The organism is Bacillus sp. Medicinal_06, from assembly GCF_056711665.1.
Genome location: NZ_JBWYHD010000004.1, coordinates 224,502 through 250,071 on the forward strand (window position 1 = coordinate 224,502; position 25,570 = coordinate 250,071).

A 25,570-nucleotide genomic window follows, 5' to 3' on the forward strand; every position below is an offset into this window, starting at 1 on the left:
GCAACAGGTACCTTTTTTATTATTATTCTTTTTTATGTAGATATCTTTAATGGATTCTATATTGTCCCATTAGTTTTTCTTGACCCATTCGAACTAAACGCTTTGTAATTTCTCCACCAACAGAACCATTCGCACGTGCAGATGTCTCTGGACCAAGTGTAACCCCAAATTCGCTTGCAATTTCATATTTCATTTGCTCAATTGCTCCTGCTGCACCAGTTATAAGAATCTCATTTGAATTATCGTTATATCCTTGGATATTCAATTTCAACACCTCCATTTAATTTGTATATAATGTTCTTCTAACTGTAGATAAGTATGTATACCAATATCAGGAAGTTTTATGATTTCATTTGATAACGATGTCTCCGGATTTCTTGTAAGCTCTAAATGAAAGGTCTTACCCAAAGTTGAGAAAAATCCACATATCCAAAATATTTCATCTTAATATTCGTTAAATCTGATGAAAAAGGAATCTGGCGTTTATCATAGTATAAGGGAATCATAATAGAGGATTCTATCAGTTCTTTTTCAATCTTTTTATTTAATGTGGCCCACTTCTCAAAATGTGTATGTTTGTATGTAGCGAGTTGCTTTTTTAATGTTTTATTTGTTTTTAAAATCTTAGCCAATGGTGAATATCTAGCCGTTAGAAAATAATAAAATGATATCTCTTGATTCATTTCGAATACTTCACCATGAATAAAGAGATCAACTTGTTCATTAAGTTTTTCATCCCTAAGGTAGTTTTCGAAAGGAACCCATTTCACTTGAAAAGGTATATTTTCCTTTTCGAAGACATTCATTAACCATTTTGTTGTTGTTTCTGTATACTGAGTAGCTTTTATAATAAGCGGTTCTGTAAATTCGGGACGTTTTCTTTTTGGAATATTGATTTGATGATCTGTGTCTTTTAAGCAACTTTTTATATTTGGGATTTTCTGAGAATCATATTCGTGCATATGATTCATATTGTTAACGATAATATAATGCAAGTAATTACGAACATCTTTATGTTGAATTGATGAATTGCGCCAAGCGTTCATAATTATAACACCGAACCCTGAATTTCTTTCTACTTGAAACGTAGAATTACTTTCATGGTGTTTGGAAGATTGATAAATAGTATCAAATTCTAGAGGAACCTGAATGAATTCTACTGTATCTAGCAAAGGTCTTTCTTGAAAATAATCATGAAATGCTATTAATGATGTTTTCTCCTGGTTATTGTCTCCTATATAAAAACCACCTGTCCCTATAATTAGACCGTTATTTTCTTTATAAATACTTGTATTGATCATACATAACATTTGTAAACAATAGCTACACCCATCTGGATAATGTATATCAATAATTAATGGTGATACAATGTCGATTTTTTCTATAGGTGCCCATAAGTCTTTATAGTATGTATGACTACGTAGTTTTGAGAGACATCGTTTCACGTCATCCGCTGTTAAGATGGATCCATCATGAAATTTTATAGACTTTTTTAAATATAGTCTAAGCTTAGATTGAGTTAAATCCCAACTGTGAGCTATTTCAGGAAATATGTGCCCCTTTTCATCCATATAAACAAGTCGATTGAAAACGTTCGCGACAATATGTGCACTATGTACATCGGCAGCTTCTAGCGGATGTATTGTTAAAAAGGGCTTTCTTCTAGGAATAATTAATTTATCATCCGAATTATGTATATAACCAAATTTAGAATGAAACTTAGTCATCAAGCGTAGTTTACTGTTTGGAGACCAATTATATAGTAAATATTTACTGCTTTTTTCAACAGGTTGTTGATCCATCATTTCCATTACTTGTGACTCATAGATTTGTTCTATATTTTTCAACCATTGCAGGGAGGAGGTATTTCCTCTGCCTTTTCCAGAAGTAAAAATCAGCCAACCTTCATCCATCCATTTATGTAAGTAACGCACAGTTTGCTTTGTACTTAAATTTAAAAAATCTGCTAGGTCGTTTATTTTTATATTTCCTGAAGAAAATGATTGCCATAGATTCAATAAATTTTTATCCATTTTCCTATCTCCTTCTATAAGTGGACATGTTTTTCTGAATGTGTCCATTTTTAGTTTGATAAGTCTAGTTTAATATAACATTAGATAAAAGGGGGAGATGCGATGAATTGGAAAGAATTTGAGCAAAATATAAAAGTACGCTTAATTACATCGTTTTTTAATCGTGCTGTTACATCAGCAGTAATGCCTTTCATGGCATTGTTTTTTGCTCAAGAAATAAATAAAATATGGGCCGGATTATTTTTAATCTTAACGGTTATTTTAAGTTTTTTTTCAAGTTTAATAGGGGGGTACATTTCAGATCGCTTTCAACGAAAGAAAATCTTATTGTTAACTTCTTTTTCTAGTACTGTAATGTTTTTATTCATGACCTTAAGCTTATATCCTACAGATAAAATGATTTGGTTATTTGCAATCGCTTATGTAGGATTTGTAATATTTAGCAGTCTTGGTCGCCCATCCATGCATGCTATTATCATAGACTCAACTACACCAGAAAATCGAAAAGCTATTTATACAATTGACTATTGGCTTATGAATCTTTCTATGGCAATTGGTGCAGCATTAGGTGGACTTTTATATACCAATCACCAAAAAGAATTGTTTATATTACTGACTTTTGTTTCTGCTACATTACCAATTGCTTATAAAATTTGGCTAGTTGCAGAAGTGAAAGAGTGCTTAGAAAAAAAGCATGAAAATATCGTGCTTGATCTCATTCAAAACTATAAAGTTGCGATTCAAGATAGAGCATTTTTAAAAGTTGTAATAGGGTCTACCTGCATATTTGCGGCAGAGTTCACTTTAAATAGTTATATTGGTGTACGACTTTCCGAAACATTTCATCCAATAAGCCTTGGGAACTTTGAAATAGTAGGGGTAAGGATGCTCAGTATTCTTAACATACAAAATATGCTGTTAGTAGTATGTTTAACGTTTATTGTAAATAAATTTACCGATCGTTTAAGCGGAAAAAAAGCGTTACTTTTCGGACTTGTGCTCTATGGTATAGGCTATGTGACAGTAACATCTGCAAACACTTGGTACGTATTGGTTATTTTCAATTTTATTGCTACTGTTGGTGAACTTGTCTACTCTCCAATCAGAAATACACAACAAGCTAATATGATTCCTGCTGATAAAAGAGGGTCGTATTCAGCTTTTGCAGGTCTATCAGATATTGGCGCGGATTTACTTGCAAGAATGACTATTATCGTTGGTGCATTTTTGGCTCCTACGATGATGTCCGTTTACATTGGTATCATTGTAATAATGGGGACATTCCTTTTATACACTGGACTGTTTGTTAGAACTAATAGTCAGTCTCAGGAAAGATTAAATAAAATGTCATCGTAATAGCGTGTAAGGTGAAAAAATGGCTTCGATATTGCATCGAAGCCATTTTTTTCTAGGGAATTCCATCTATTTTTGATACATTAATAGTTGAGAAATATAAATAAGGGGTAGAGATGCGGAAATGGAATTATTTGATTATTATAAGCGGAAAGGGAGATTTAAGCTTCTGATTGGAGCAGGTATTTTTCTATTTGCACTATGGGATGTATATGGAACTTGGGGAATGGTGAATTGGGGACAGACTATCTTTATTATGACCGTTTCTTCTGTTTTCCTCGGAATTGGATTTTGGCAACTGGGAAAAGGGAATGTGATTCAGAAGAATGCGGTGAAAAGTGATGTAACGTTTTGGGATGTTGATACGTTTGTCGTATTGGAATTGCCGAAACGAAATGCACAATTTGGTTTATACCATCCTGATGGAAGGTATATTGCTGGAACAAAAATCATTTCATCTAACATTCTGTTTTCAGTGATCCCTTTTTTAGGAAATAGAGATGTGTATGGATTAGAAACGAACAGCGGGGAAATTCTTGCCTATTTTCATACGGAAGTTGATGGGTATGATTGGGTAATCTATGATTCGAATTATAACCAGATTGGTATGTTTAAGGAAAAGATGATACAAGGATTTACCATAGTACGTGGTTCTTTAATGGCGGATAAAGAAACGAAGTTGTCCGATGTAGAAGTGGAGTTTGATTTTATCCAAAGTACGCTCCGTACAATAGATGGACGCACACTAGCGATCGGTAAGCAAGGGTATATGCCGATAGAATGGAGCGAAAGATTTATGGGGCTTAATGTACCTACTATTACATTCGGTTCCAATGCATCTAACAATGAAAAAATGTTAGGTCTAGCGGTGTTCCTTTATAGTTTACGTATAATTGAGATTCGAAAAGCTAGAGCGAGTGTTTAATAGGAAGGTACTTTTAATCTGTTTATTTATATATCTTACAAAGATGTCACTTTTCTGTAAGGTTATTAGATAGTTACTTTATAGTTTCAATGTCATAATAAATGTATAAGAAATATAAGTACATAAGGAGAGTGTCAGTTATGATTGTAACAACAACTTCAGGAATTCAAGGAAAAGAAATTACCCAGTATGTGGATATTGTAAACGGTGAAGCGATTATGGGTGCAAATATTGTTCGTGATTTATTTGCTTCTGTTCGTGACGTTGTCGGTGGCCGTGCAGGTGCATATGAAAGTAAATTAAAAGAAGCACGTGATATTGCGATGGAAGAAATGAAACAACTTGCGCAGCAAAAAGGAGCAAACGCTATTGTTGGTGTTGATGTAGACTATGAGGTTGTTCGCGACGGTATGTTAATGGTTGCGGTAAGTGGTACTGCTGTACGTATATAAAATAAAAAAACCTTTAGAGTAGATATACTTTAAAGGGTTTTTTATATTTTTTAATTTTCTCAATATTTTATAGGCGTAAATGTGATAGAGTAGTAAGTGGATGGGAGTCCAATTACATATTATTAAAATTAAAGTGGTTATCAAGTCGGAGAGGGGCACTCATGAGAGTGTCTTTTCTTTTTTATAAAAGGTTCTGTTAAAAATATAGTTGTTTAATTTTTGATATAAGATACTTCACTACACTAAAAAATATAACAATAAAGTCGTTTGGAAATCTAAGCTTTATTCAACGATAGCGCCCTTTTATGAAATAAAGGAATAGATGTATTTATACAAAGATTGAATATTTTACAGGATTTCCGAATCCTAATTTTTCTCAAAATCATAACTGCTGGAGTGAACTCCAGCAGTTATGATTTAAATTTTCCTTCACCTTCCTACCCGTTAGTTCAGTAACTTCAACAAAAAGAGTGTCAATCTTTCTTGGATCAACACTCCGATACTAAGCTAATTTTTAACATCTTACATATTTACGTTTGAAACCAAGTCTGCCTTTATCAATTTCTTTATGAATACTTTCGTAAGCATTTAGAAAACTGCTTTTTTTCTTGTCCTGTTTTACTTCTACTGTACCTACTTCCTTTGCGGTCTCGACTGCCTTTTCATGTAGTGGCACATATGAAATCCCTACGGTGTATAGAAAATTATTCATAGCGGATTTCGTTCGTTCTGGCGAATCATGAACCGTATTTTTCACAATTTCAAGCATATTGGAAATCTTGCTTTCGGAAAATTCATTGTCTAGGCGATTCCCTAAAAGCCAGCAGTAGCAACTCCAGCCCGCTGACATTCTCATCTCGTCACCGCTTGCAATCCATTTATCAGCAACGTCTTGCGCAAAATCTGACTCTGATAAAGTTACTGCCACCACATAATCGGATAGCATATAAAAATACGCCCCATCTATCCAACGATCAAAATCCGACTCACTCATAGCTTTTGGGTTTGCAATAATGCCTGCAAAGTACATTGCATCGTAGTTACCTGTGGAATAAAGCTCTTCAGCTAAATGTTGATTTATTTTTATTTTCTTTGCGATTGGTTTCATAGCACCTGTAGCTACGCCAAAAAGCGGCTCGTGCGCACCATTGGATATGTATATTTTTTTCGTTCGTTCCTTACCGAGGGCTTCAAGCTCCTGCATAACTGTTTCGAAATCCATAGTTTTGCACTTCCTCCTTTAATATTAAGCAATTGTAACCAATTAGTTTATATTCTTAATCAAGTCTTCCATACTTCTCAATTTTACCATTAATCTTATCCAAGTAGGATGTCTACTGTCTATGTATGGCTTTGTATGAAAGTTTGAGAAAAACAATGGCTTAGAATTAATTTTTTATTAAACAGCTTAACAATTTCTGTAACGAATAGAGTCGTCATAATCGGACTTTGTTTACTTTTTTTAATGCCTCCAAGGAATCTGGTAATAGTTTGGCTATCGCTTTTAAAGGATCTGTTGATTTTTGCGTTAAACAAAGCATCATCGCACCTTCAATTGAAGCTGTCATCAACACTGCAATATCGGAAGCCGTTTCATTCGAAAAGCCTTCCGTTACAAGTTTTGCATAGTAAATGTGCTGAATGTTTTCATATAGCGCACTACATGCGTTGCGGACAGGTTCCTTCACCGTGGCCATTTCACTGATAATGCTGCTAAATGTATAGCCGGTAATGGTACCCTCTGATTCTAAAATGCGAATCAACGTATCAATCAGTGATTGGGTGGTTTCCTTAGCTGATAGGTGCTCTTTGAAAATAGCCTTAATATCTGTAGTGATTGCTTCGTTTAAAGTTTGTAAACAAGTAATTAATAGCTCTTCTTTACCATTTGGAAAATGATGATAGAGCGCTCCTTTTGTCACGTTACAAGCTTTTAAGATCTCATTGAGTCCGACACTTTTATAGCCTTTCTGCTGAAAAAGGCTTGTAGCAGTATCAATTATGAGTGATTTTGTATCCATGTTTCTTCCCTTAACATACCAACTGGTACATTTGTTAGTGTAGCAAAATAAATCCTCATGATGTAAGTGTTTTATATTATTTTAACCGAGAAGCCTCCTTCCTTTAAACGAAGTGAAGGTGGGAGATGAATCATTTTTTTCTCAAAAAAACGTCTCTTTTTTGTAGAACATATGTTTGTTTTGGTGTATAATAATCTTATCAAATAAAATGAGGTAAAAACAGGTGAAGAAAGCGTATTTTTCGAAACGGATCTATAAGACAGATTGACCCCATGAGATGGTAGATGCAGTCACATAGACAATCGAAACATGTAATCGGGCGAAACGATTTGTATTTCAAATGATTGTTCGGGAAAAACGTTGGAACCGTAAGATGCATGACAAAGTGTTCTGCCCTCGATATAAGAAAAAATAGCTGTACCTGTTTTGTTTTCCTTTCGTTGGAAAATAGAGTGGGTCGTCTCACATAAAGTGAAACTTTAATCAGTGGGGGTTTTCTTCATCCCCCACTGATTATTAGCCCTCACCAATCGGGCATTAACGAGCAGTTGATCCCCCACCTAACTTCTTCGGTTTTCTCTGAATCTTGAGGTGGGGGTCTTACTGCTCGTTAATGCGGGATAAAGACACTACTGAAATCTATATCGTTTCATCCCCTTTGTTGAACGTGAGGAACTATTTTTGCCTTAGCAGAAACAGGAGAATCCCCCAACGCAAGCTCGTTTAGAGGTAGGTGGGGGTAGTTCAATCAATAAAAGAAGGTTAATTTTGTGACGGTTATTTTGGCTTCCTTTCAATTGCATAAGGATGGGTTTATTCTCCTTTACTCTGAATCACAGGCTGATTACCTGTGATTTTCTAATTTGAAAGGAAGCGGTATTGTGGTTGAAAAATAAAAAGTGCAGAGAACGTGATGGATTGATAATTAAGGTTGTGCCTTGTTCTAATTATTTGAAAGAAGGAAGAGAAGGAGTTGGGGTAAATAAGGAATGATGTAAAATATTTTTACGTTTTATAAGGAATTAGAAAGATATATTATCTGTAAAATAAACAAGCTGTGGCAAATGAGACGATTTCAGAAGGCATTTTAAATAATGGATTACCGCTCATTATATTTGTTTATGGTGGAAATATCGGAGGAACTTTATGGAAAATAAGATTAATTCTAGAGTAATATTAATAACTTTCATCATTGGTGCATTTTTCGTAATATTAAACGAAACCTTATTGAATATTGCTTTAACTAAGTTAATGACTGTATTCAACGTTGATGCTCCAACTGTCCAGTGGCTGGCAACTGGATTTATGCTTGTTATGGGTGTTTTAATGCCAATTTCCGCATCATTAATTCAATGGTTCACTACAAGACAATTGTTTATAGGTGTTATGACTATTTTTTTAATTGGAACAATGATTGCTGCTTGTGCAGTGAATTTTCCAATGTTGTTAATCGGTCGTATGGTACAAGCTATTGGTACAGGGGTGTTAATCCCTGTTATTATGAATGCTTTGCTCTTACTTTATCCTCCTGAAGTGCGTGGGAAAATTATGGGGACCTTTGGCTTGGTTATCATGTTTGCACCTGCACTGGGGCCTACTATATCGGGGATAATTGTTGATCTATTCGGTTGGCGATGGTTATTCTTATTTGTTATACCTTTCGTGTTATTTTCAATTGTATTTGCGTTAAAATATTTACAAAATGTCGGAGAGGTTACACGTCCTAAGATAGATATGATATCAATTATTCTCTCAACGATTGGTATTGGTGGAATGATTTATGGTTTTAGTAGTGCTGGAGAACATGCAAGAGGTTTCTTATCAACAACAAGCATTTCTATTATCGTGATTAGCATCATTAGCTTAGTCCTATTTGTTCTACGCCAGTTGAAATTAGAGCAACCACTATTGGATGTTCGTGTATTCAAATACAAAAATTACACAAGAGGCGTCAGTCTTTTTGTTATTGTGATTATGGCGATGTTTGCATCTGAAATTGTAATGCCAATGTATTTACAAGGACCTCTCGGATACACTGCGAAGGTAGCTGGATTATTGTTATTGCCAGGTGCGTTATTAAACGGATTAATGTCGCCAGTAATGGGTACTTTATTTGATAAATATGGTCCTAGAAAATTAATCATTCCTGGTACAATTATGTTGGTTGGGGTCATGATATTCTTTAGTAATATCACGCCTTCTATACCGATATGGTCTTTCATAATGGTATATATCATATTGATGCTATCTATTTCAGCAATTATGATGCCAGCTCAAACAAATGGATTAAATGAATTACCGAAGCATCTATATCCACACGGCACAGCGATTGCAAATACTTTGCAGCCAATTGCAGGAGCACTTGGAGTCTCTATCTTTGTAAGTATTATGACCCAAAGTACTCAGAGTCATATTGAAAAACAATCAACTCCAGTAACAGAACAATTAATGAATGAAGCCATGACAATCGGCGTGCACCATGCCTACTGGTTTGCTTTATTCTTATGTTGTATTGCTTTCGTTATTGCGTTATTTATCAAAAAGGCAATGGCTCCAGAGTCTGATACGGAGTCTTGAAAGTAAGGTTTTCATTCGATAAGTGAATAGATTTATCATATATTGTTGAATCATTAGATCCTCATTTTTTAGTGGCATCACTAAAAAATTAATATTAATAATTTTTCATATCAATAAAGTAACGTAAAAAAGCATCCAAAACGGTTGCTTTTTTCTTTGTTATGATAGAAATTATATGTAGAGTTATATGTTAATGAACAATGCTAGGATAATTAATCCAAATAGAAATAATAAGAATCCTAAAATAAGCCACATTCCATTGAAATTAAACATAGTTGAGTTCTCCTTGTGATATAGGATTAGTTTAATATATGATAGCACCAATTGAAAAGGACAAGCATATATTATAGTGTAGGACAAGCTAGCTTAGTCTTATACTAGGGAAACTCCACTCCCAAAAGAGCATCCACTGGCACAGGGTGCTCTTTTTTATTGAATAAAATGGACATTTTAACGGTAGTGGTAACAGTTAAGAATGATACCCTGCAGGATGTTGTAAGGTTAATTTATAGTATAATCTAATGGTGGAGGTCGAATATGAAGAAATTAAATGCAAATATAGATTTGAATACAAATTTATTAGAAGCGATGTTTATCCCGAGGAGATTTATCGTTTTATGGATAACACTCGTATATATAGCTTCGATGCTTTTAGAATTCCGTAACAACATTTTTTCCATTGATAGCTTGTTTTTTACAATTGTAATTGTTATACATACTATTTTTCATTGGTACGCTAGTTTATTAAAGAATAGCCAGTTGCTTTACTTTTTTTTCATACAGCTTTTTATTGTGTTTTTCGCTGCATTTATGGTGCCGCATGCCTCGATAGCGGTTTTGGTTGGGTTAACTCCTATTTTAATTGCACAAAGTTTATATATGTATAATAAAATATTTAAAGTAATTGCAGTTTTTACGATTATGTATGCAATATTTTGTGTTGCCAGTAGTATCAATTATGGTGGCAATAAATTAGCTATTCTTATTTCTATGTTCCTTTTGATATTAGCTATTATTATTCCTTTTTCTTATATTAATAAGCAGCAATTTGAGGCGCGTAATCGCATTCAGAGGTACATTCAAGAGTTAGAATTTGCATATATGAGAGTGGAAGAATTGACATTAGCTAATGAGAGGCAGCGAATGGCAAGAGATTTACATGATACATTAGCCCAAGGTTTAGCAAGCTTAATTATGCAATTGGAAGCAATAGATGCCCATATGCAAAGAGGGAATACAGAGCGTTCGCAAGAAATTATTCAACAAACGATGGTAAGAGCGAGGGAAACTTTACATGATGCAAGGTTGGTTATAGATGATTTGCGCTATACCACCAATCCATTTCATAAAGCAGTAGAGGAAGAAATAAAGCGTTTTTCTGAGGCTACATCTATACATGTAAGATTTCATATTCAAAGTACCCCTCATATTTCAAGCTTAGTAAAGGAACACTGTTTATATTTAATAAGTGAATGCTTAACGAATATCGCCAAACATTCACAAGCAACAGATGTAAATATAAAAGTCGATTATATAGATGACCTTAGAATACTAACGATCCAAATTCAAGATAACGGAATTGGTTTTGATACTGGGTATATCGGTAAGGTTCCTGGGCATTATGGTTTAATTGGTTTAAATGAGCGTGTTCGTTTGATTGAGGGGAAAATACAAATAGTAAGTGACAAGATGAAAGGTACGAAAGTATACATTCAAGTACCGATAAATAAAGAAGGAGATGTCTTTTAGTTAATTAAAATGTTTTCCCACATAATCATAAGGAGCTGATTATGTGGGAAAACATTATAAACCGAAAGAATTCTCTGAATTATTAAATGTCTCCGTGTTGACTTTACAACGTTAGGATAATCAAGGGAAATTAAAAGCTTTTCGTTCTCCTAGTAACAGAAGATATTATACACATGAACAATATTTGGAATATATAGGAGTTCACAAAACAAACGAACAAAGAAAAATTGTTATTTATGCACGAGTTTCCACTTCCAATCAAAAAGATGATTTAAAGAATCAAGTTGAATTTCTTAGGGATTTTGTAAATGCAAAAGGAATGATTGAGGATGGAGTCATAGAAGATTACGGTAGCGGTCTGAAGTATAACCGTAAAAACTGGAACGGTTTAATCAATACATACATGACAAATGAGATAGATACAATTGTGATTGCACATAAAGATAGATTGATCCCTTTTGGTTATGATTGGTTCGAAAGACTCTTACATTCATTCAACGTAAATATAATTGTTGTAAATAATGAAAGCCTTTCTCCGCAAGAAGAACTTGTTCAAGATATGATTTCTATTCTTCATATTTTTAGTTGTAGAATTTACGGTTTAAGAAAATATAAAAAGAAAATCAAAGAGGATGAGGATGTTGAAAAAAGCATACAAAACAGAAATCAAACTCACTGATATTCAAAAAAACAAAGTTATTCAAACGATTGGAGTAAGTCGATATATTTACAACTTCTATATCGCCCATAATAAAGAAATATACGAAAAAGAAAAGAAATTCATCAGTGGAATGGACTTTTCTAAGTGGTTGAATAACGAATATATTCCGAATCATAGAGATAAAATGCGGATCAAAGAAGTGTCTTCTAAAGCAATGAAAAAAGCTATTATGAATGGAGAAAAAGCATTTCAAAATTTTTTCAAAGGAAAAACAAAATTTCCTCGTTTCAAAAAGAAACGCGACCAAGATGTAAAATGCTATTTTCCGAAAAATAACAAAACAGATTGGATGGTCGAACGACATCGCATTAAAATACCTACCATTGGATGGGTACGATTAAAAGAATTTGGTTACATCCCCACGAATGCTAAGGTAAGTAGTGGAACTGTTTCTCAAAAAGTAGGTAAATTCTTTGTATCTGTACTTTGTGAAGTGGATACAAAGAATACGCAAATAAACACACAAGATGGTATAGGTGTAGATATTGGAATTAAAGATTTTGCAATTTGTAGTCATGACGTTACTTTTAAAAATATCAATAAAACACAGAAAATAAAAAGATTAGAAAAATCTTTAAAACGACAACAAAAATCTTTAAGTCGTAAATATGAATATTTGAAAAAGAGAGGTGAAAAATCTGCCACTAAAAAGAATATCAATAGACAAATCTTAGTGATACAAAAACTTCATAATCACCTTGCGAACATCCGCGAGGAATATATTAGATATGTTGTAAATACTTTAGTGAAAGCCAAACCGAAGTATATAACAATTGAAGATTTGCATGTTAAAGGGATGATGAAAAATCGTCATTTGTCTCGTGCAGTATTTGTGCAGAAATTCTATCGCTTTAGAGAATGGTTGACGTATAAATGCAATGAATATGGTATCGAATTAAGAATGGTACATCGTTTTTATCCTAGTTCGAAAACATGTTCTTGTTGTGGATATAAAAAAGTTGAACTACGTTTATCTGATAGAATTTTTAAATGTGACAACTGCGATGTTGAAATGGATAGAGACTTTAACGCAAGTCTAAATTTGAAATATGCAATAGAATATACAATCATCACATCTCGATAACGTATATATGTAGGGTGGGCTACATCCGAATTTACGCTTGTGGAGTGCTATATCAAATTGTAGTAGCGAGTAAGTGGCGAAGCGAGGCGAGGCACATAGAAACAAGAATGATCTAACGTAGATGATTATGTTTGTCTATGTTTTTAGTTGCAGATAGACATGAAGTATAATGTATTAATTGTTGATGATCATTTCGTTGTAAGAGAAGGTCTAAAATTAATAATAGAAACGAGTGATTCATTTCAAATCATAGGTGAGGCTGAAAATGGGGAAGAAGCTCTTTGTTTGATAGAGGAAAAGAAACCAGATGTCATTTTAATGGACTTAAATATGCCTAAAATGAATGGTTTAGACACAATTGAACATTTAAATAAAAAACAGGATAAAACTCCAATTATTATATTAACGACCTATAATGAAGACGAATTAATGATAAAGGGAATTGAATTAGGAGCAAAAGGATACTTATTAAAAGATACTGGTCGTGACAATTTATTTCGGACATTGGAGGCGGCTATTAGGGGCGAGACCTTACTACAACAAGAGGTTATGGAAAAAATCGTTAATTATAAAAGGAAACAGGTACATATAAATTCTTTTGAAAAGCCTAATTTGACAGAAAAAGAACTTTTTGTTCTAAAAGCCATCGCACGTGGATATAAGAACAAAGAAATTGCATTTGATATGGGAATAGCAGAACGAACAGTAAAAGCGTATTTAACCAATATTTATAATAAACTAGGTGTAAATTCACGATCAGAAGCGGTAGCTATATCTATTGAAAAGAAATTAATTCATCTTTAAAACATGAAATATTATAAATGCCCAATCGTACATGGAAGGCTTGCCCTTTTGTACGATTTTTTTATTTCTTCTTCATGCTATGCTCAGAAAGTATCGAAAAGTTACATGTTTGATAATGTTAATTTCACAAGTGAGCTTCAAGAAAGATTGAAACAATACAATCTCATTAGAAATACAGAAGCTTCTAATAGAGAAAGGAAATAGAATCATTAAATGATAACTTTGTTTTTGATTTCTACAGTCATTTTCTTTGTTTGGATTCAAATTAAGCCTCGAAAAATAAAATGGATAGATATTTTCATTTTCCTAATTGTTGCAGGGATTGTAATATACACGATGCCTTATCCAATGACCTGGGATTTACAAGCTGAGCTGTTGGCTATTTCACTCTTTGCTTTTGGTATTGGCGTTTGGCAAGGGAGTGTCATGGAAGTCTATTATGATGATGGGATTTTATATATCAAAAGTGGAAGACAGTATGTAATCTCTTGGATCTTCTTAATAGTCGGCCAGATGGTTATTATGGATGTATTTGAAGGAGGACTTCCATCATTAGGGAATGTAGCATGGTTCCTTTTATTTAGCGTTGTTATTGCATCTGGAATAAAAAGCTGCATTATATATATGTTCTGTAAGATATGTAGTAAACAGTAATATATGAATTCGAAAAATATTCTATAAGCAATCAATGAGATTCCTTTTTGATTCAATAATCGTATTTATAGATGTAAATTCAGTTTGTTATATCGAGTTTAGGCGTGTAAGGACAGATTGTATACAATGCTGTAAATGAATTAAAAATGCTTGAAGAAGTGGAGGGGGAGTTAGCGCAAATGCTTCCATATGGTTTCATTGACATATTGTATAGGTTTGGTTGGCAGATAAATTTGAGTTTTAGTCCCCAAAAAGCTGATATGAATCGAGAATTTCCAGGAATTGAAGATGTAACGGAAAAGAATAATATTCAGTCTGTTGATTATATTGATACAAAAATAACGGTAGATTCTGTGACACATAATGATAAATATGTAACAGGCTATGCGAAACCGTATTCAACAATCGTATTAATGAATGGTGATGTACTTATTGGAAGTGGTCGAGTTGATAAATATGGGAAGTTTCGTATACATACGTATCATCACTTAAAAGAACATTCAATTATAACAGCTCAAGTGATATTCGATGGTTCTTATCAAGAGAGCGTAATGATTCATGTTAATTGATTACGAAAATCCTACTTATTGCGTCGTAGAAAAGTAAAATAAAAAAGAAGCAACGTAAATAAATGTTGCTTCTTTTTATTTATTAAGCCGATTCCCTCTGAACTCTCTCAAGCAAACTAGCCAACACATGCGTACGATATGATTCTAATTTTCTACCTTCGTAAGTACGGATACCTAATTTTTTTAGTTCTTTTACATACCAACCTTTGCTTCCGAAATACATGTAATCGCTCCCCTTCATTTTTTGGTGTAGTTTATTGGTTCTGATTGTTACTTGGAGGTACGGGAAATAGATGAAGGAAATGAATTTCGTATGAAAATGGTTAACTTTGATGCAAAAGACATATATACTAAAGGTAGTATATAACGAGGTGGGCACGACGTGATTATAGAGAAGCACGAAATTCAAATTGACCAAATTACGAGCGGAAAGGTGAATATATTTACTTTCTACCGAAATCGAAAGCAAATTGACGATCCGTTTTTAAAATTGCAAGAGCCATCGCTTACGGCGAACTACTATTTCCATTTTCATTTGGATATAGAAGGCCTTCATCTTCTGCAGGAAGAGTTCCAGGGCGTATATCCGTACGACGGGAATGGAAGCATTCACGACTGGACGGAAAAGATGAAAGATGAACTGCAGCGCCAAATTCAAACTGGAAAGTGGAATAGACGCGTGCGTATTGGTAACCGGATTCTAGATGTGGTATTTACGTGGTGTGATGAAGATATAGTATGAAAAAGAAGCGGATGACGCTTCTTTTTTAGCGCTGGAATAAAACGAGCTTTCCTGCGGAAGATGTGCAGCGATGTGTTTTTTCATACAATCCTTTTTCTCGTAAAATGGATTCGCCTTTTGACTTCGCTTCTGCTTCTGTCGCTACCTCAAATGATTCGTCTAGCACTTTTGAACCATCTTTTTCAAAGACTGTTAGAACGTATACTCCCATGAAAATTCCCCTCCAAAGATTAAAATCAGAATCTTATAACTATTTTGTCATAAATCGCTAGAATATGCAAAGAAATATGTGACATTGCGTGGTAAAATAAAGTGAAACTTTGGTCAGTGGTTTGTACTGACCATTAGTCTTCACCAATCGGGCTTTTACGGGCAGTTTATCTCCTGTTTAACTTCTTTGTTTTTGTTAGACTTTGAAGTAGGAGTATTACTGCCCGTTAAAGCGGGGTAAAGTGAAACTTTTATCGGATAAGGAAAGGATCGTTTATTTGTGAAACAAGTGAAGTTTATACATGCGGCGGATTTACATTTGGATAGTCCGTTTAAAGGAATGGAAATGAATGTGCCGTCATCTGTTTGGGAAAGAATGAAGCAAAGTACGTTTCAGTCGTTTGAGCGTATTATCGATAAAGCAATTCAAGAACGCGTTGATTTTGTGCTACTCGCGGGAGATTTATATGATGCGGAAACGAGAAGTTTGCGTGCGCAAGTGTTTGTGAGAGAGCAAATGAAGCGCCTTTCGCAGTATGAGGTTCCAGTTTATATCATTCATGGTAACCACGATCATTTAGGCGGAAGCTGGGCGGCCATTGAGTTTCCTGAAAATGTTCATGTGTTTACAGAACCATATGTAGAAGCGAAGCCATTTTATAAAGATGGTGAACTGCTTGCATCTATTTATGGGTTTAGTTATCTCCAGCAAGCTGTCACAGATAATATGACAGCGCAGTATGAAAAAATGAGCGATGCGCCTTTTCATATTGGGATGCTTCACGGGAGTGTAGAAGGCGATGCGGAACATAATCGTTATGCACCGTTTCAAATTCGTGAGCTGAAGGAAAAAGGGTTTGATTATTGGGCTCTTGGTCATATACATAAGCGCGAGATTTTAGCAGAGGAGCCTTATATTATTTATCCAGGCAATATACAAGGGCGTCACCGGAAGGAAACGGGAGAAAAGGGGGCATACCTCGTTACGATTACAGAGCGAGGTACGGATTGTTCGTTTTTTGGTACGGCGGATGTAGTTTGGGGAGAAATAGAAATTCCTATCGATGGACTACAAACAGTTGATGACCTTATGACAGTTTGTACGGAAGCGTTGAATGAGGGACGCAAGGGAGAGGAAGGAACTCTTTTGACAGTCGTGTTTACTGGGCAAGGACCACTCGCTTCTTATTTGCGCGATGAAAAACGAGTGGAAGAGATTTTTCATATTTTAGCAGCGGGAGAAGAGCGCAGGGATTTCGTGTATGTGATGAAGTGGAAGAATGCGACGATTTCATTTGTGGAAACGGAGCGGTTAAAAGAGGAGAATCATTTTGTTGGTAGTGTACTGCAAGAACTAGAATCTTTTACAAATATGGATGCGGTGCTTAGGTCAATTTGGACCTCTCCTGTCGCGCGTAATGTGGTTGAGTCTTTTTCAGAAGAGGAGAAAGCAGAGATTCAAAAGGAAGCGGAAAATATTATATTAGAGCAATTATTCCAGCAAGAGAGGGATAAAAAATGAGAATTGAAAAACTCCATATTTACGGTTATGGGAAATTAGAAAATGTGGAAATGGATCTTTCATTGCTGACAGTGTTGTACGGTGAAAATGAAGCGGGAAAATCAACGATTCGTTCGTTTATGAAGAGTATTTTATTTGGATTCCCAACGAGAGGACAACGGCGGTATGAGCCGAAAGAAGGCGGGAAGTATGGCGGCGCCATAACGGTGCTGACGGAGCAGCATGGGAGACTCAAAATCGAGCGCCTTCCGAAAACGGCTGCTGGGGAAGTAACGGTCTACTTTGAAGATGGAAAAACAGCTGGAGAAGAAGTACTGCAGACTGTGCTGAGCGGGATGAATGAGCACTTGTTTGATTCTGTCTTTTCGTTTGATATGCATGGCCTTCAAAATATTCATCATATTGGAGAAGCTGAAATCGGAAATTATTTATTTTCAGCGAGTGCAGTTGGAAGTGACGCACTTCTGCAGCTAGATAAAAAGTTAGAAAAAGAAATGGAGCAGCGTTTTAAGCCAAATGGTCGTAAGCCCGAGATTAATGCGCTGCTGCAAGAAATAAAGAAACTCCAGGAAAAGCTTCATGCGTGGCAAGGGAAGATTGGTACGTATGAAAAGGTGATGGGGCAGTTAAAAGAAAGTGAAGGGCGCCTTGCTCATATTCGGAATGAAAAAGAGATGGCAGAAAGGCGTAAGCAAGACTATGAAGTATTGGCCACGCTGCAACCGCTTGTCATTGAAAAGCGTGCATATGAAAAAGCGTTAGAAGAGCAGAAGAATCCGTTTCCAGTTCGAGGTGTGGAGCGTTATGAAACGATCAAAGCAAAGCTTGAGCCGCTCGGCGTGCAACTGGATTCAATCCAAAAAAGAATGGAAATGGTGCAATCGGAACTAGATGGGATAGAAGTACAAGAAGAGCTACTGCAAAAAGATAGTTATGTAGAAGAACTTCTTATGCAGCATATGTCATATGAAAATGCGCGCCAAGAAATGCGTGATATTACAGTAAGTACCCGAAATATGAAAGAAGAGATAGAAGAGCTTGAGCAACAAATTGGTGCTACTTTTGAAAAGGAAAGTATACTGTCATTTGACACAAGCCTTGCCGCAAAAGAAATGATAACGCAAACGGTGCAAAAGGCGAGAGAATTAGACAAGCGGAAAGAGCAGCTTGATGAGCGTTTTAAAGTAGCCCAAGAGCAATTAGAAGAACAAGAGGAGAATGTAAGGCACATTCAAAAGCAAATGTTAGCGGATGAAGAGCGGCAGAAACTTGTAGAAAAGGAAAAGGCGTTTCAAGGTACAAGTTTTATTGGGACTAGTAGTCAATATGAAGAAAGAATGAAAAGTGCGCAGGAAAAGAAAAAGCGTTGGCAGAAAGTCTGTTTCTTTTTGTTAGCTATTAATACAGTGATTTTGCTGACAAGTGTATTGTTAGATAACCGTACATTGTTATTTACGAGCGTTATTGTTTTTGTTCTTATTGTACTTGCCCTTGTTTTATATAAAGATAATGCTTCAGATAGCTTACAAGCGGAACTGCTTACATTGCAGCAAAGTGCAGGGGGAAGGCAAAATGAAGAGGCGCTATCCATTCGTTATCAATTAGAAAAAGATGAAGAAATGCGTAAATTATTTGAGCGCGAGTCTTATAAGTTGCAACAAATAGAACGGGCCTATGATAAAGTGGTTTCTGCATATGAAGAATGGGAGCAGGATACGTTTCATGTGGGAGAGCAAGTAGAGACATATCATGCACGCTATTCTTTCCCGCGCTTTTATACATATGCACATATATTGCCGGCATTTGAACGTATGGAAAAGATGCAGCAGTTATATCGTGAAGTAGGAAAGTTGTTGGAGCGAAAAGGAATTTTATATGAAATGATTTCGCAGTTTGAACATAAACTAGAGAACGTTATGAAAAATACAGATTTTGATCATCTTCATATGATTCGTGATCGTATTCAAAAGGAAAAAGAAAAAGGGCAAAAGAAGGAACAACTTTTAGGAAAGCTTGCTGATTGGAAAGAAGAACGAGAAGTACTGCAACATCAAGTACATCAGCTCATACTAGAAAGAGATGCGCTATGGAGAGTGGCGGAAGCTACTGATGAAGAAACGTTTTTAGAAGCTGGCAAGAGAGCAGAAAAGCGTGAAGAGGCAGAGAAGCAAGTAGAGCGGTTATCACCTCAAATTGATATGCTAGAAAAGCGTTTAACAAGTTTATCATTAGTGGAACACTACCAAGTGGAAGGGTATGAAGAAAACTTAAATCAAGAAGTGCTTCATATACGAGACTTCCTTTCAGAAGAGAAGAAATTGACGGAGCGCATTGCGGAGTACCGCGTAGAGATTGCGAATTTAGAAGAAGGCAGTACGTACGGTGATTTATTACATGAATGGGAAATGAAAAAATCACAAGTACGTGAGCAAGTGAAGAAATGGGCTGCATATGCCACGGCAAAAACAGTGTTAACAAAAACGAAGCAATACTATCATGAAGTACAGCTGCCACGTATTTTACAAAAGGCCGAGGAATATTTTATATACTTAACAGGCGAAAAGTATAGTAAAATATTTTCACCATCTGAAGCAGAGCCGTTTATTGTAGAGCGGAGTGATGGGATTCGTTTTTACAGTCATGAACTCAGTCAAGCGACAGCGGAACAACTCTATTTATCACTAAGATTTGCGTTAGCGCGGACGTTTGAACATGATTATCCATTTATTATTGATGATAGCTTTGTGCATTTTGATGCGATAAGAACAGAACGAACAATCCAGTTAATAAAAGAAATTGCGAAGGATAGACAAGTGATTTTCTTTACATGTCATGCCCATCTATTATCATTCTTTACGGAAAAACAGATTATAAAATTATCACGTGAGCGTAAAGAAAATAAGGTGTAGTGTGCTATACTAAAAGTACTTAAGTTGGTGGAGGAATCAGAATGAAAAAGAAAATTGCAGAGTATGAAGTTGGTGAACAAGTCGATATCTTCCTGCTAATTAAAACGGCGACAAAAGGTATCGCGAGTAATGGGAAGCCATTTTTAACAGTAATCTTACAAGACCAAAGCGGCGATATTGAAGCGAAGCTATGGGATGTATCACCTGAAGTAGAGAAGCAATATGTAGCGGAAACGATTGTGAAAGTAGCTGGGGATATTCAAAATTATAAAGGGCGCATTCAACTTCGTGTGAAGCAAATCCGCGTTGCAAATGCGAATGAAGTAACAGATATCTCAGACTTTGTTGAAAAAGCACCAGTGAAAAAAGAAGATATGGTAGAAAAGATTACACAGTACATATTTGAAATGAGAAACCCAAACATTCAGCGTCTTACAAGACACTTACTGAATAAACATCAAAATGAATTTTTAGACTATCCAGCAGCGACGAAAAATCATCACGAGTTCGTATCAGGACTTGCGTATCACGTTGTATCGATGCTTGATTTAGCGAAAGCAATTGCAACGCTATATCCATCTTTAGATAAAGACTTACTGTATGCAGGCGTTATTTTACATGACCTTGGAAAAGTAATTGAATTATCTGGTCCAATTTCAACAACATATACACTAGAAGGAAACCTGCTCGGTCACATTTCCATCATGGTAAACGAAATTGGAAAAGCAGCCGATGAACTGAAAATTGAAGGAGAAGAAGTATTAATCCTTCAGCATATCGTCCTATCTCATCACGGGAAAGCAGAATGGGGGAGTCCGAAACCACCATTAGTAAAAGAAGCAGAAATTCTGCATTACATCGATAATTTAGATGCGAAAATGAACATGATGGATCGTGCCCTAGGACGTGCGAAACCAGGTGAATACACAGAGCGTGTCTTTGCCCTTGATAATCGTTCGTTCTATAAGCCTTCTTTTCATAACTAAATAAAGTGAAACTTTAATCAGTGGTTGGGGGCTTCATCCTCCCACCACTGATTATTAGTGATCACCAATCGGGCTTTTACGGACAGTTAATCCCTCACCTCATTTCTTTGTTTTTGCTGATTTTTGAGCTGGGGATCTTACTGCCCGTTAATGTGAGAGAATACTTATTAGGCAAGTGATTTTAGCGTAAAGCTGAGGTCGCTTGCCTTTTTTATTTTTTAAAGTGGGGGAATAGGAAAGCTATCTCTTATGAGTCGGGTTTTAATTGTTTCTTAAAAGGAAAATATTCTGATAATTATTTTTCAATTAACGGAAGGGGAGGATTTGATATACAATTTATGTAATTGTGTTAATATTCAGAGTATTCGAGGTGAAACATAAGAGGGAGGAATCATTATGAGTGCACATATAGTTACGAAAGATCAAATTAAGCATTCATTAGATATTTGGTATCAGTCAATGTTGCAACAGCAAGTGGAGAAAGCGACACGATGTAAAGAAGAGATTGATAATAAAATTAATCATGTAGAAACAGATCAGGACGTATTATTGTATTATGCATTACTAAATTTTAGATATCATGCTCTAATTGACTGGGGGGCAGTTAAAGAAGATAGTTTTGACCAGGTAGAATTTTTTGAGGTTCCAAAAGAGGGGTTTCTGGCATATTATTATCATTTTTTGAAAGGCTTTCATTGTACTTTAACTTCAAATTATAAAGAAGGAAAAGAACATTATGAACAAGCTGAAAAACTTTTAATGTACGTTCCTGATGAGATTGAAAAGGCAGAATTTAATTATAAACTAGGGGTACTAAACTACCACATTCACCAACCTTTATTAACAATTAAGCATGTACTTAAGGCAAAAGAATTGTATGAGAAGCGGTTAAGTTATAAACTTAATCAGTTAGAATGTGATGTCACTTTAGGACTAGCAAGTATTACCTTAAAACAGTTTGAACAAGCTGAAGAATATTTTGTAAAAAGTTTAGAATTGGCCAAGAAACAGAATCATGAAAATTTAATTATATTGCTTCGCTACAATCTAGGTTTTCTCTATGCAAAACAAAATTTATCAGAAACGGCTATACGTTACTTAACAGATGTTTATAACAATGAGGAACCATACCATAAGACATTATTTTTGTTAGCGCAGGAACACTACAAGATAAATCAAATTGAGAAAGCTAAAGCATTTTTAGAAGAAGGTATTGAGATAGCTGATATTGAATATGCACATCATTTTCGCATAATACAAGCTTTATATGATATAGAATATAAGCAGAACCTAGAATCTGCTATTATTGCAGGTATTAATTATTTTGAAACACAACAACTATATGGTTTTATTGAAGAGTACGCAGGGTATCTTGCAAAACGCTTTTATGATGAAGGTAATCACGAAAAGGCTAGTAAGTATTTTAATACTGCATATGAAGCAAGACAAACACTTATACAAAGGAGTGCATTGAAATGAAAAAATTATTAATGGGTACTGTTAGTTTTATAGCTGTTTTAGGTATAGGTACTTTTACGGATTCATATTCATCACAAGCAGATCACGGACGTCCGCCAGCACTGCAAATACCTGATTATGCACCTACATACAGTGTTGACGATTATAATAACATGCCTAATTTTGACCACGGTAGACCACCTATGGTGAACAATCACGCAGACCTATAATAAAAAAGAAGAACGTTTACCCTCACAAATAAGCGTTCTTCTTTTATTTTGCGCTTTATCTCCAGCGCCATGCGATCGTTGTATCTTCTATGTAAATAGCCGGTATATCGATCCCTAAGTATTTACTTTCATTTTCATCTAAAATAGACCAATTACTTTCCGCTAAAAATTCTGGATCTGCGCTGTTAAAATCAAATTCAGTGTCTTCATCAACCATCCCGCGAAAATATTCATGAAATGGCTTACTATTTTCATTTAAGTGAATCGTCCCATACATCCACGGTGTATCTGCGGATACTTCTGTAATATCACCTAATTCAATATCTTTAAAATATAGTTTCATATGGACACCCGCTTGTCTGTGAATTTTATGTAATTCTCTAGTATTTTCTTCTTTAATTCCATACTTATTACCTATTTTATTATAGATAGTTCATTTAACTTTCATTAACAATAATTTTACTAATTCTCCATTTGCATCAAGAGGATCAATAATGTGTAAAATTTCACCTTTTCTCATCGTACTTTTATGATGCTATCCTCCAGCAGCTCCTGCTCTATTTATATTCCCGTGAAACATATGTTCAACGGTGCCATTGTTATTATAAATAGAATGAGGATGAGATTTAAAACGGATTAAAGAATAAGAAAGTATCTTTAGCTTGTCTAAAATCAGGCGTATCAAATTTAGGTCGCAAATCACTTCCGTCAGCAAAAGCAAATCGGTCTTTCAATGGTAATTGGCTCGAGTTTGTCCGTAACGAATAGCATGATTATAAATTTAAAAATAAATGTTATAATCACCAAAAATAAAAGGCGTGAGCTATCTGGCTCACGCTTAAGAAGGATTGTAATTTAAATGTTGTTGTAAAAGTTAATTTTTTTAGTTGTTATCTTTATACATTTTTTGTGCTTGTCCCCAAACCTCAATTAAATTTCTAAGTTCAGTTGTTTCGATTTTACATACATTAGGATCATGGATAGAATATAAATCTACAAGTATAGTTTCATCCTTTTTTACTTGAATTGCACATAATGTACCTTGAAATTCATTATATTCTTTTAGGTTATTTAATACTTCATCGATTTGTTGTAACCACCATTTAATTGGAATCCCTTGGATATCGTTTTCTAAAAATGTTGCTACAATTTCTAGTTCTTTTGGTAATTCTATTTTTAAAGAATCTAAGCCTTGATTTTTTGTTACTTTATATATGTATTTCACTTTTTGTTACCTCATAATCTTTAATACATTGGATAAACAGTTATAATCTTACCATTTCTTATAAGACTACTGAATGATGTTTGATAGAATCATCTCAAGCTTTTAGTAGAGTAGAATTTAAATTTCTCTGAAAAGAATTGACTTACTTTTTGTTTGTAACTATAATGATTACAAGTAAATTAAATAGTATGAAAGAAATTAAATAAAAGAAATATTCCAGGTGCATTCTCATTTAGAGAGAGAGCGTGTTTTTTTATTATTGTTGTAACTTATTTAGTTACAACAGTGTAGCTATAAAATGCTGACAAAAAGTGAAAGCTTATGTTAAGTGTATTTTTTTATGACTCAAAGTAGCGGAAAGGAGACAATCAACTTGAAACGATTAAAGTTCTATATTATTAGTGGCATTGCGCTTCTATTATTAGTAATTGTTAATATTGTCGAAAAGCCAACAGCAAAGGTAGAAGAAGTAAAGGATACAGTGGTAACAAAACTAAATACAGAAGAAAAAATGGCAGAAATCGACGGACAAACGATCTATTTTAAACAGATTAGTGAAGGAAAACCGCCGCTGCTTATGCTTCATGGCTTTGGAGGTTCTTCTGATGGATTCCGTGATATTTATCCGGAACTCGCGAAAGATCATACGATTATTGCGGTTGATATTTTAGGATTCGGACGTTCTTCGAAGCCGATGGATTTTCAGTATTCATTCCCGGTGCAAGCAAATTTATATTATAAGTTAATGAAAAAACTAGGCTATGATCAGTTTGCGGTGCTCGGTCATTCGATGGGGGGAGAGATTTCTCTTAATTTAACGTATTTATATCCTGAGGCGATTACGCATCTTATTTTAGCGGACTCGACAGGAATCGAATCTTTCCGGCAAAAAGGAGATACTCAAAAGCCAAAATTATCAGCTGATATAAATACGGTATCTACTATTACGGATTATGATAAAAATGAAGTGAAAAATAGAAGAGATGATAAAGAACATTATCGTGAACTAACGAAAATGAGAGAGCGCCGCATTGTGATGGATGCAGATGCGATTCAAGTGCCCACATTAATTATTTGGGGGAGAAATGATAAAAGCGTGCCATGGAAAAATGGTGAGACCTATCACCAATTATTCAAAAATAGTACATTCCATATAATCGAAAAAGGATACCATGCGCCGTTTCGTCAAGAGCCGGAAGAGTTTATGGGATATGTCCAAGCTTTTTTCGAAAAACATGCGAATCATTAACCAGTGTTTCAGTATGAAAAAGGGAAGGTAATAGATTCTTGTTTATGTCGTTATTTGCTGAATGGTCGATATCCTTTGTCGAATCGCTGATATATTT

Annotated in this window: 24 protein-coding genes and 2 pseudogenes; 18 read left to right on the forward strand and 8 right to left on the reverse strand. The window is 34.9% G+C overall.

The features are described 5' to 3' along the window. Positions 1-46: 46 nt before the first annotated feature. Together AC1M36_RS11340 and AC1M36_RS11345 are read right to left on the reverse strand one after the other, a co-directional pair. Positions 47-265 carry an alpha/beta-type small acid-soluble spore protein gene (locus tag AC1M36_RS11340; protein ID WP_336450832.1) on the reverse strand — a complete coding sequence of 73 codons (219 nt, stop codon included), beginning with the start codon at positions 263-265 and terminating at the stop codon, positions 47-49. A gap of 121 nt (positions 266-386) precedes the next feature. Further along, entirely contained in the window at positions 387-2,033 is a 1,647-nt protein-coding gene (locus tag AC1M36_RS11345) for an ABC transporter substrate-binding protein (RefSeq protein ID WP_479845881.1), read from the reverse strand. 102 nt (positions 2,034-2,135) lie between these two features. Between AC1M36_RS11345 and AC1M36_RS11350 the strand changes: the two genes are divergently transcribed. From AC1M36_RS11350 to AC1M36_RS11360, 3 genes are all read left to right on the forward strand, one after another. Continuing rightward, positions 2,136-3,389, forward strand: a complete 1,254-nt coding sequence (locus tag AC1M36_RS11350) for an MDR family MFS transporter (RefSeq protein WP_479845882.1) — start codon at positions 2,136-2,138, stop codon at positions 3,387-3,389. A 121-nt stretch (positions 3,390-3,510) separates the two neighbouring features. Next, positions 3,511-4,311 carry an ABC transporter ATP-binding protein gene (locus AC1M36_RS11355; RefSeq protein ID WP_479845883.1) on the forward strand — a complete coding sequence of 267 codons (801 nt, stop codon included), beginning with the start codon at positions 3,511-3,513 and terminating at the stop codon, positions 4,309-4,311. A 140-nt stretch (positions 4,312-4,451) separates the two neighbouring features. Beyond that, positions 4,452-4,763 carry a heavy metal-binding domain-containing protein gene (locus tag AC1M36_RS11360; protein WP_336450836.1) on the forward strand — a complete coding sequence of 104 codons (312 nt, stop codon included), beginning with the start codon at positions 4,452-4,454 and terminating at the stop codon, positions 4,761-4,763. A gap of 514 nt (positions 4,764-5,277) precedes the next feature. Here the strand turns inward: AC1M36_RS11360 and AC1M36_RS11365 are convergent. Together AC1M36_RS11365 and AC1M36_RS11370 are read right to left on the reverse strand one after the other, a co-directional pair. After that, positions 5,278-5,985, reverse strand: coding sequence for a DNA alkylation repair protein (locus AC1M36_RS11365; protein WP_336450837.1), 708 nt, complete (start codon positions 5,983-5,985; stop codon positions 5,278-5,280). Positions 5,986-6,199: 214 nt separating this feature from the next. Further along, the gene (locus AC1M36_RS11370) at positions 6,200-6,784 is read right to left on the reverse strand and encodes a TetR/AcrR family transcriptional regulator (protein WP_479845884.1); all 585 of its coding nucleotides are present in this window, start codon (positions 6,782-6,784) and stop codon (positions 6,200-6,202) included. Positions 6,785-7,007: 223 nt separating this feature from the next. On the opposite strand from AC1M36_RS11370, the pseudogene AC1M36_RS11375 reads away from it, so the two are divergent. From AC1M36_RS11375 to AC1M36_RS11410, 8 genes and pseudogenes are all read left to right on the forward strand, one after another. After that, a pseudogene (locus AC1M36_RS11375) lies at positions 7,008-7,163 on the forward strand (IS200/IS605 family accessory protein TnpB-related protein); the annotation flags it as partial. Positions 7,164-7,930: 767 nt separating this feature from the next. Continuing rightward, positions 7,931-9,361, forward strand: coding sequence for an MDR family MFS transporter (locus AC1M36_RS11380; RefSeq protein WP_336450839.1), 1,431 nt, complete (start codon positions 7,931-7,933; stop codon positions 9,359-9,361). Between the two features lie 537 nt (positions 9,362-9,898). Then, entirely contained in the window at positions 9,899-11,110 is a 1,212-nt protein-coding gene (locus AC1M36_RS11385; RefSeq protein ID WP_336450840.1) for a sensor histidine kinase, read from the forward strand. Positions 11,111-11,153: 43 nt separating this feature from the next. Continuing rightward, positions 11,154-11,789 (forward strand): annotated as a pseudogene (locus tag AC1M36_RS11390) (IS607 family transposase). Then, complete coding sequence (locus AC1M36_RS11395; protein ID WP_479845937.1) at positions 11,752-12,915, forward strand: RNA-guided endonuclease InsQ/TnpB family protein; 1,164 nt, start codon at positions 11,752-11,754, stop codon at positions 12,913-12,915. The pseudogene AC1M36_RS11390 and the gene AC1M36_RS11395 overlap by 38 nt, the downstream one beginning before the upstream one ends. A gap of 159 nt (positions 12,916-13,074) precedes the next feature. After that, complete coding sequence (locus AC1M36_RS11400) at positions 13,075-13,719, forward strand: response regulator transcription factor (RefSeq protein ID WP_336450841.1); 645 nt, start codon at positions 13,075-13,077, stop codon at positions 13,717-13,719. A gap of 213 nt (positions 13,720-13,932) precedes the next feature. Further along, positions 13,933-14,373 carry a hypothetical protein gene (locus AC1M36_RS11405; RefSeq protein WP_479845885.1) on the forward strand — a complete coding sequence of 147 codons (441 nt, stop codon included), beginning with the start codon at positions 13,933-13,935 and terminating at the stop codon, positions 14,371-14,373. Between the two features lie 179 nt (positions 14,374-14,552). Then, positions 14,553-14,942, forward strand: coding sequence for an Ig-like domain-containing protein (locus AC1M36_RS11410; RefSeq protein WP_431613066.1), 390 nt, complete (start codon positions 14,553-14,555; stop codon positions 14,940-14,942). Positions 14,943-15,024: 82 nt separating this feature from the next. On the opposite strand, the gene AC1M36_RS11415 is transcribed toward AC1M36_RS11410, so the two are convergent. Beyond that, on the reverse strand, positions 15,025-15,165 hold the full coding sequence (locus tag AC1M36_RS11415) for a YflJ family protein (RefSeq protein WP_336450844.1): 141 nt from the start codon (positions 15,163-15,165) through the stop codon (positions 15,025-15,027). 159 nt (positions 15,166-15,324) lie between these two features. Here AC1M36_RS11415 and AC1M36_RS11420 point away from each other — a divergent pair, with 159 nt between their 5' ends. Beyond that, entirely contained in the window at positions 15,325-15,684 is a 360-nt protein-coding gene (locus tag AC1M36_RS11420) for a hypothetical protein (protein ID WP_336450845.1), read from the forward strand. A 25-nt stretch (positions 15,685-15,709) separates the two neighbouring features. On the opposite strand, the gene AC1M36_RS11425 is transcribed toward AC1M36_RS11420, so the two are convergent. Beyond that, a complete protein-coding gene (locus tag AC1M36_RS11425; protein ID WP_174101553.1) occupies positions 15,710-15,895 on the reverse strand; it encodes a YhzD family protein in 186 nt (61 codons plus the stop codon). Positions 15,896-16,174: 279 nt separating this feature from the next. Here AC1M36_RS11425 and AC1M36_RS11430 point away from each other — a divergent pair, with 279 nt between their 5' ends. The 5 genes from AC1M36_RS11430 to AC1M36_RS11450 all read left to right on the forward strand — a co-directional run bounded on the left by AC1M36_RS11430 (position 16,175) and on the right by AC1M36_RS11450 (position 22,999). Then, positions 16,175-17,416: a metallophosphoesterase family protein gene (locus AC1M36_RS11430; RefSeq protein WP_336450846.1), complete on the forward strand. Its 1,242-nt coding sequence runs from the start codon at positions 16,175-16,177 to the stop codon at positions 17,414-17,416. Next, entirely contained in the window at positions 17,413-20,325 is a 2,913-nt protein-coding gene (locus tag AC1M36_RS11435) for an ATP-binding protein (RefSeq protein ID WP_336450847.1), read from the forward strand. Before AC1M36_RS11430 ends, AC1M36_RS11435 begins: the two co-directional genes overlap by 4 nt. Positions 20,326-20,366: 41 nt before the next feature. Beyond that, on the forward strand, positions 20,367-21,311 hold the full coding sequence (gene yhaM, locus AC1M36_RS11440; RefSeq protein WP_336450848.1) for a 3'-5' exoribonuclease YhaM: 945 nt from the start codon (positions 20,367-20,369) through the stop codon (positions 21,309-21,311). 396 nt (positions 21,312-21,707) lie between these two features. Then, positions 21,708-22,790, forward strand: a complete 1,083-nt coding sequence (locus AC1M36_RS11445) for a response regulator aspartate phosphatase (RefSeq protein WP_336450849.1) — start codon at positions 21,708-21,710, stop codon at positions 22,788-22,790. Then, positions 22,787-22,999 carry a hypothetical protein gene (locus AC1M36_RS11450; protein ID WP_336450850.1) on the forward strand — a complete coding sequence of 71 codons (213 nt, stop codon included), beginning with the start codon at positions 22,787-22,789 and terminating at the stop codon, positions 22,997-22,999. The genes AC1M36_RS11445 and AC1M36_RS11450 overlap by 4 nt, the downstream gene beginning before the upstream one ends. Before the next feature lie 55 nt (positions 23,000-23,054). Here the strand turns inward: AC1M36_RS11450 and AC1M36_RS11455 are convergent, their stop codons facing one another. Both AC1M36_RS11455 and AC1M36_RS11460 read right to left on the reverse strand, forming a co-directional pair. Then, positions 23,055-23,342, reverse strand: a complete 288-nt coding sequence (locus tag AC1M36_RS11455; RefSeq protein ID WP_336450851.1) for a hypothetical protein — start codon at positions 23,340-23,342, stop codon at positions 23,055-23,057. Positions 23,343-23,882: 540 nt separating this feature from the next. Beyond that, complete coding sequence (locus AC1M36_RS11460; protein WP_336450852.1) at positions 23,883-24,224, reverse strand: hypothetical protein; 342 nt, start codon at positions 24,222-24,224, stop codon at positions 23,883-23,885. A 373-nt stretch (positions 24,225-24,597) separates the two neighbouring features. On the opposite strand from AC1M36_RS11460, the gene AC1M36_RS11465 reads away from it, so the two are divergent. Next, positions 24,598-25,473, forward strand: coding sequence for an alpha/beta fold hydrolase (locus AC1M36_RS11465; RefSeq protein ID WP_336450853.1), 876 nt, complete (start codon positions 24,598-24,600; stop codon positions 25,471-25,473). The last annotated feature ends 97 nt before the right edge of the window (positions 25,474-25,570 follow it).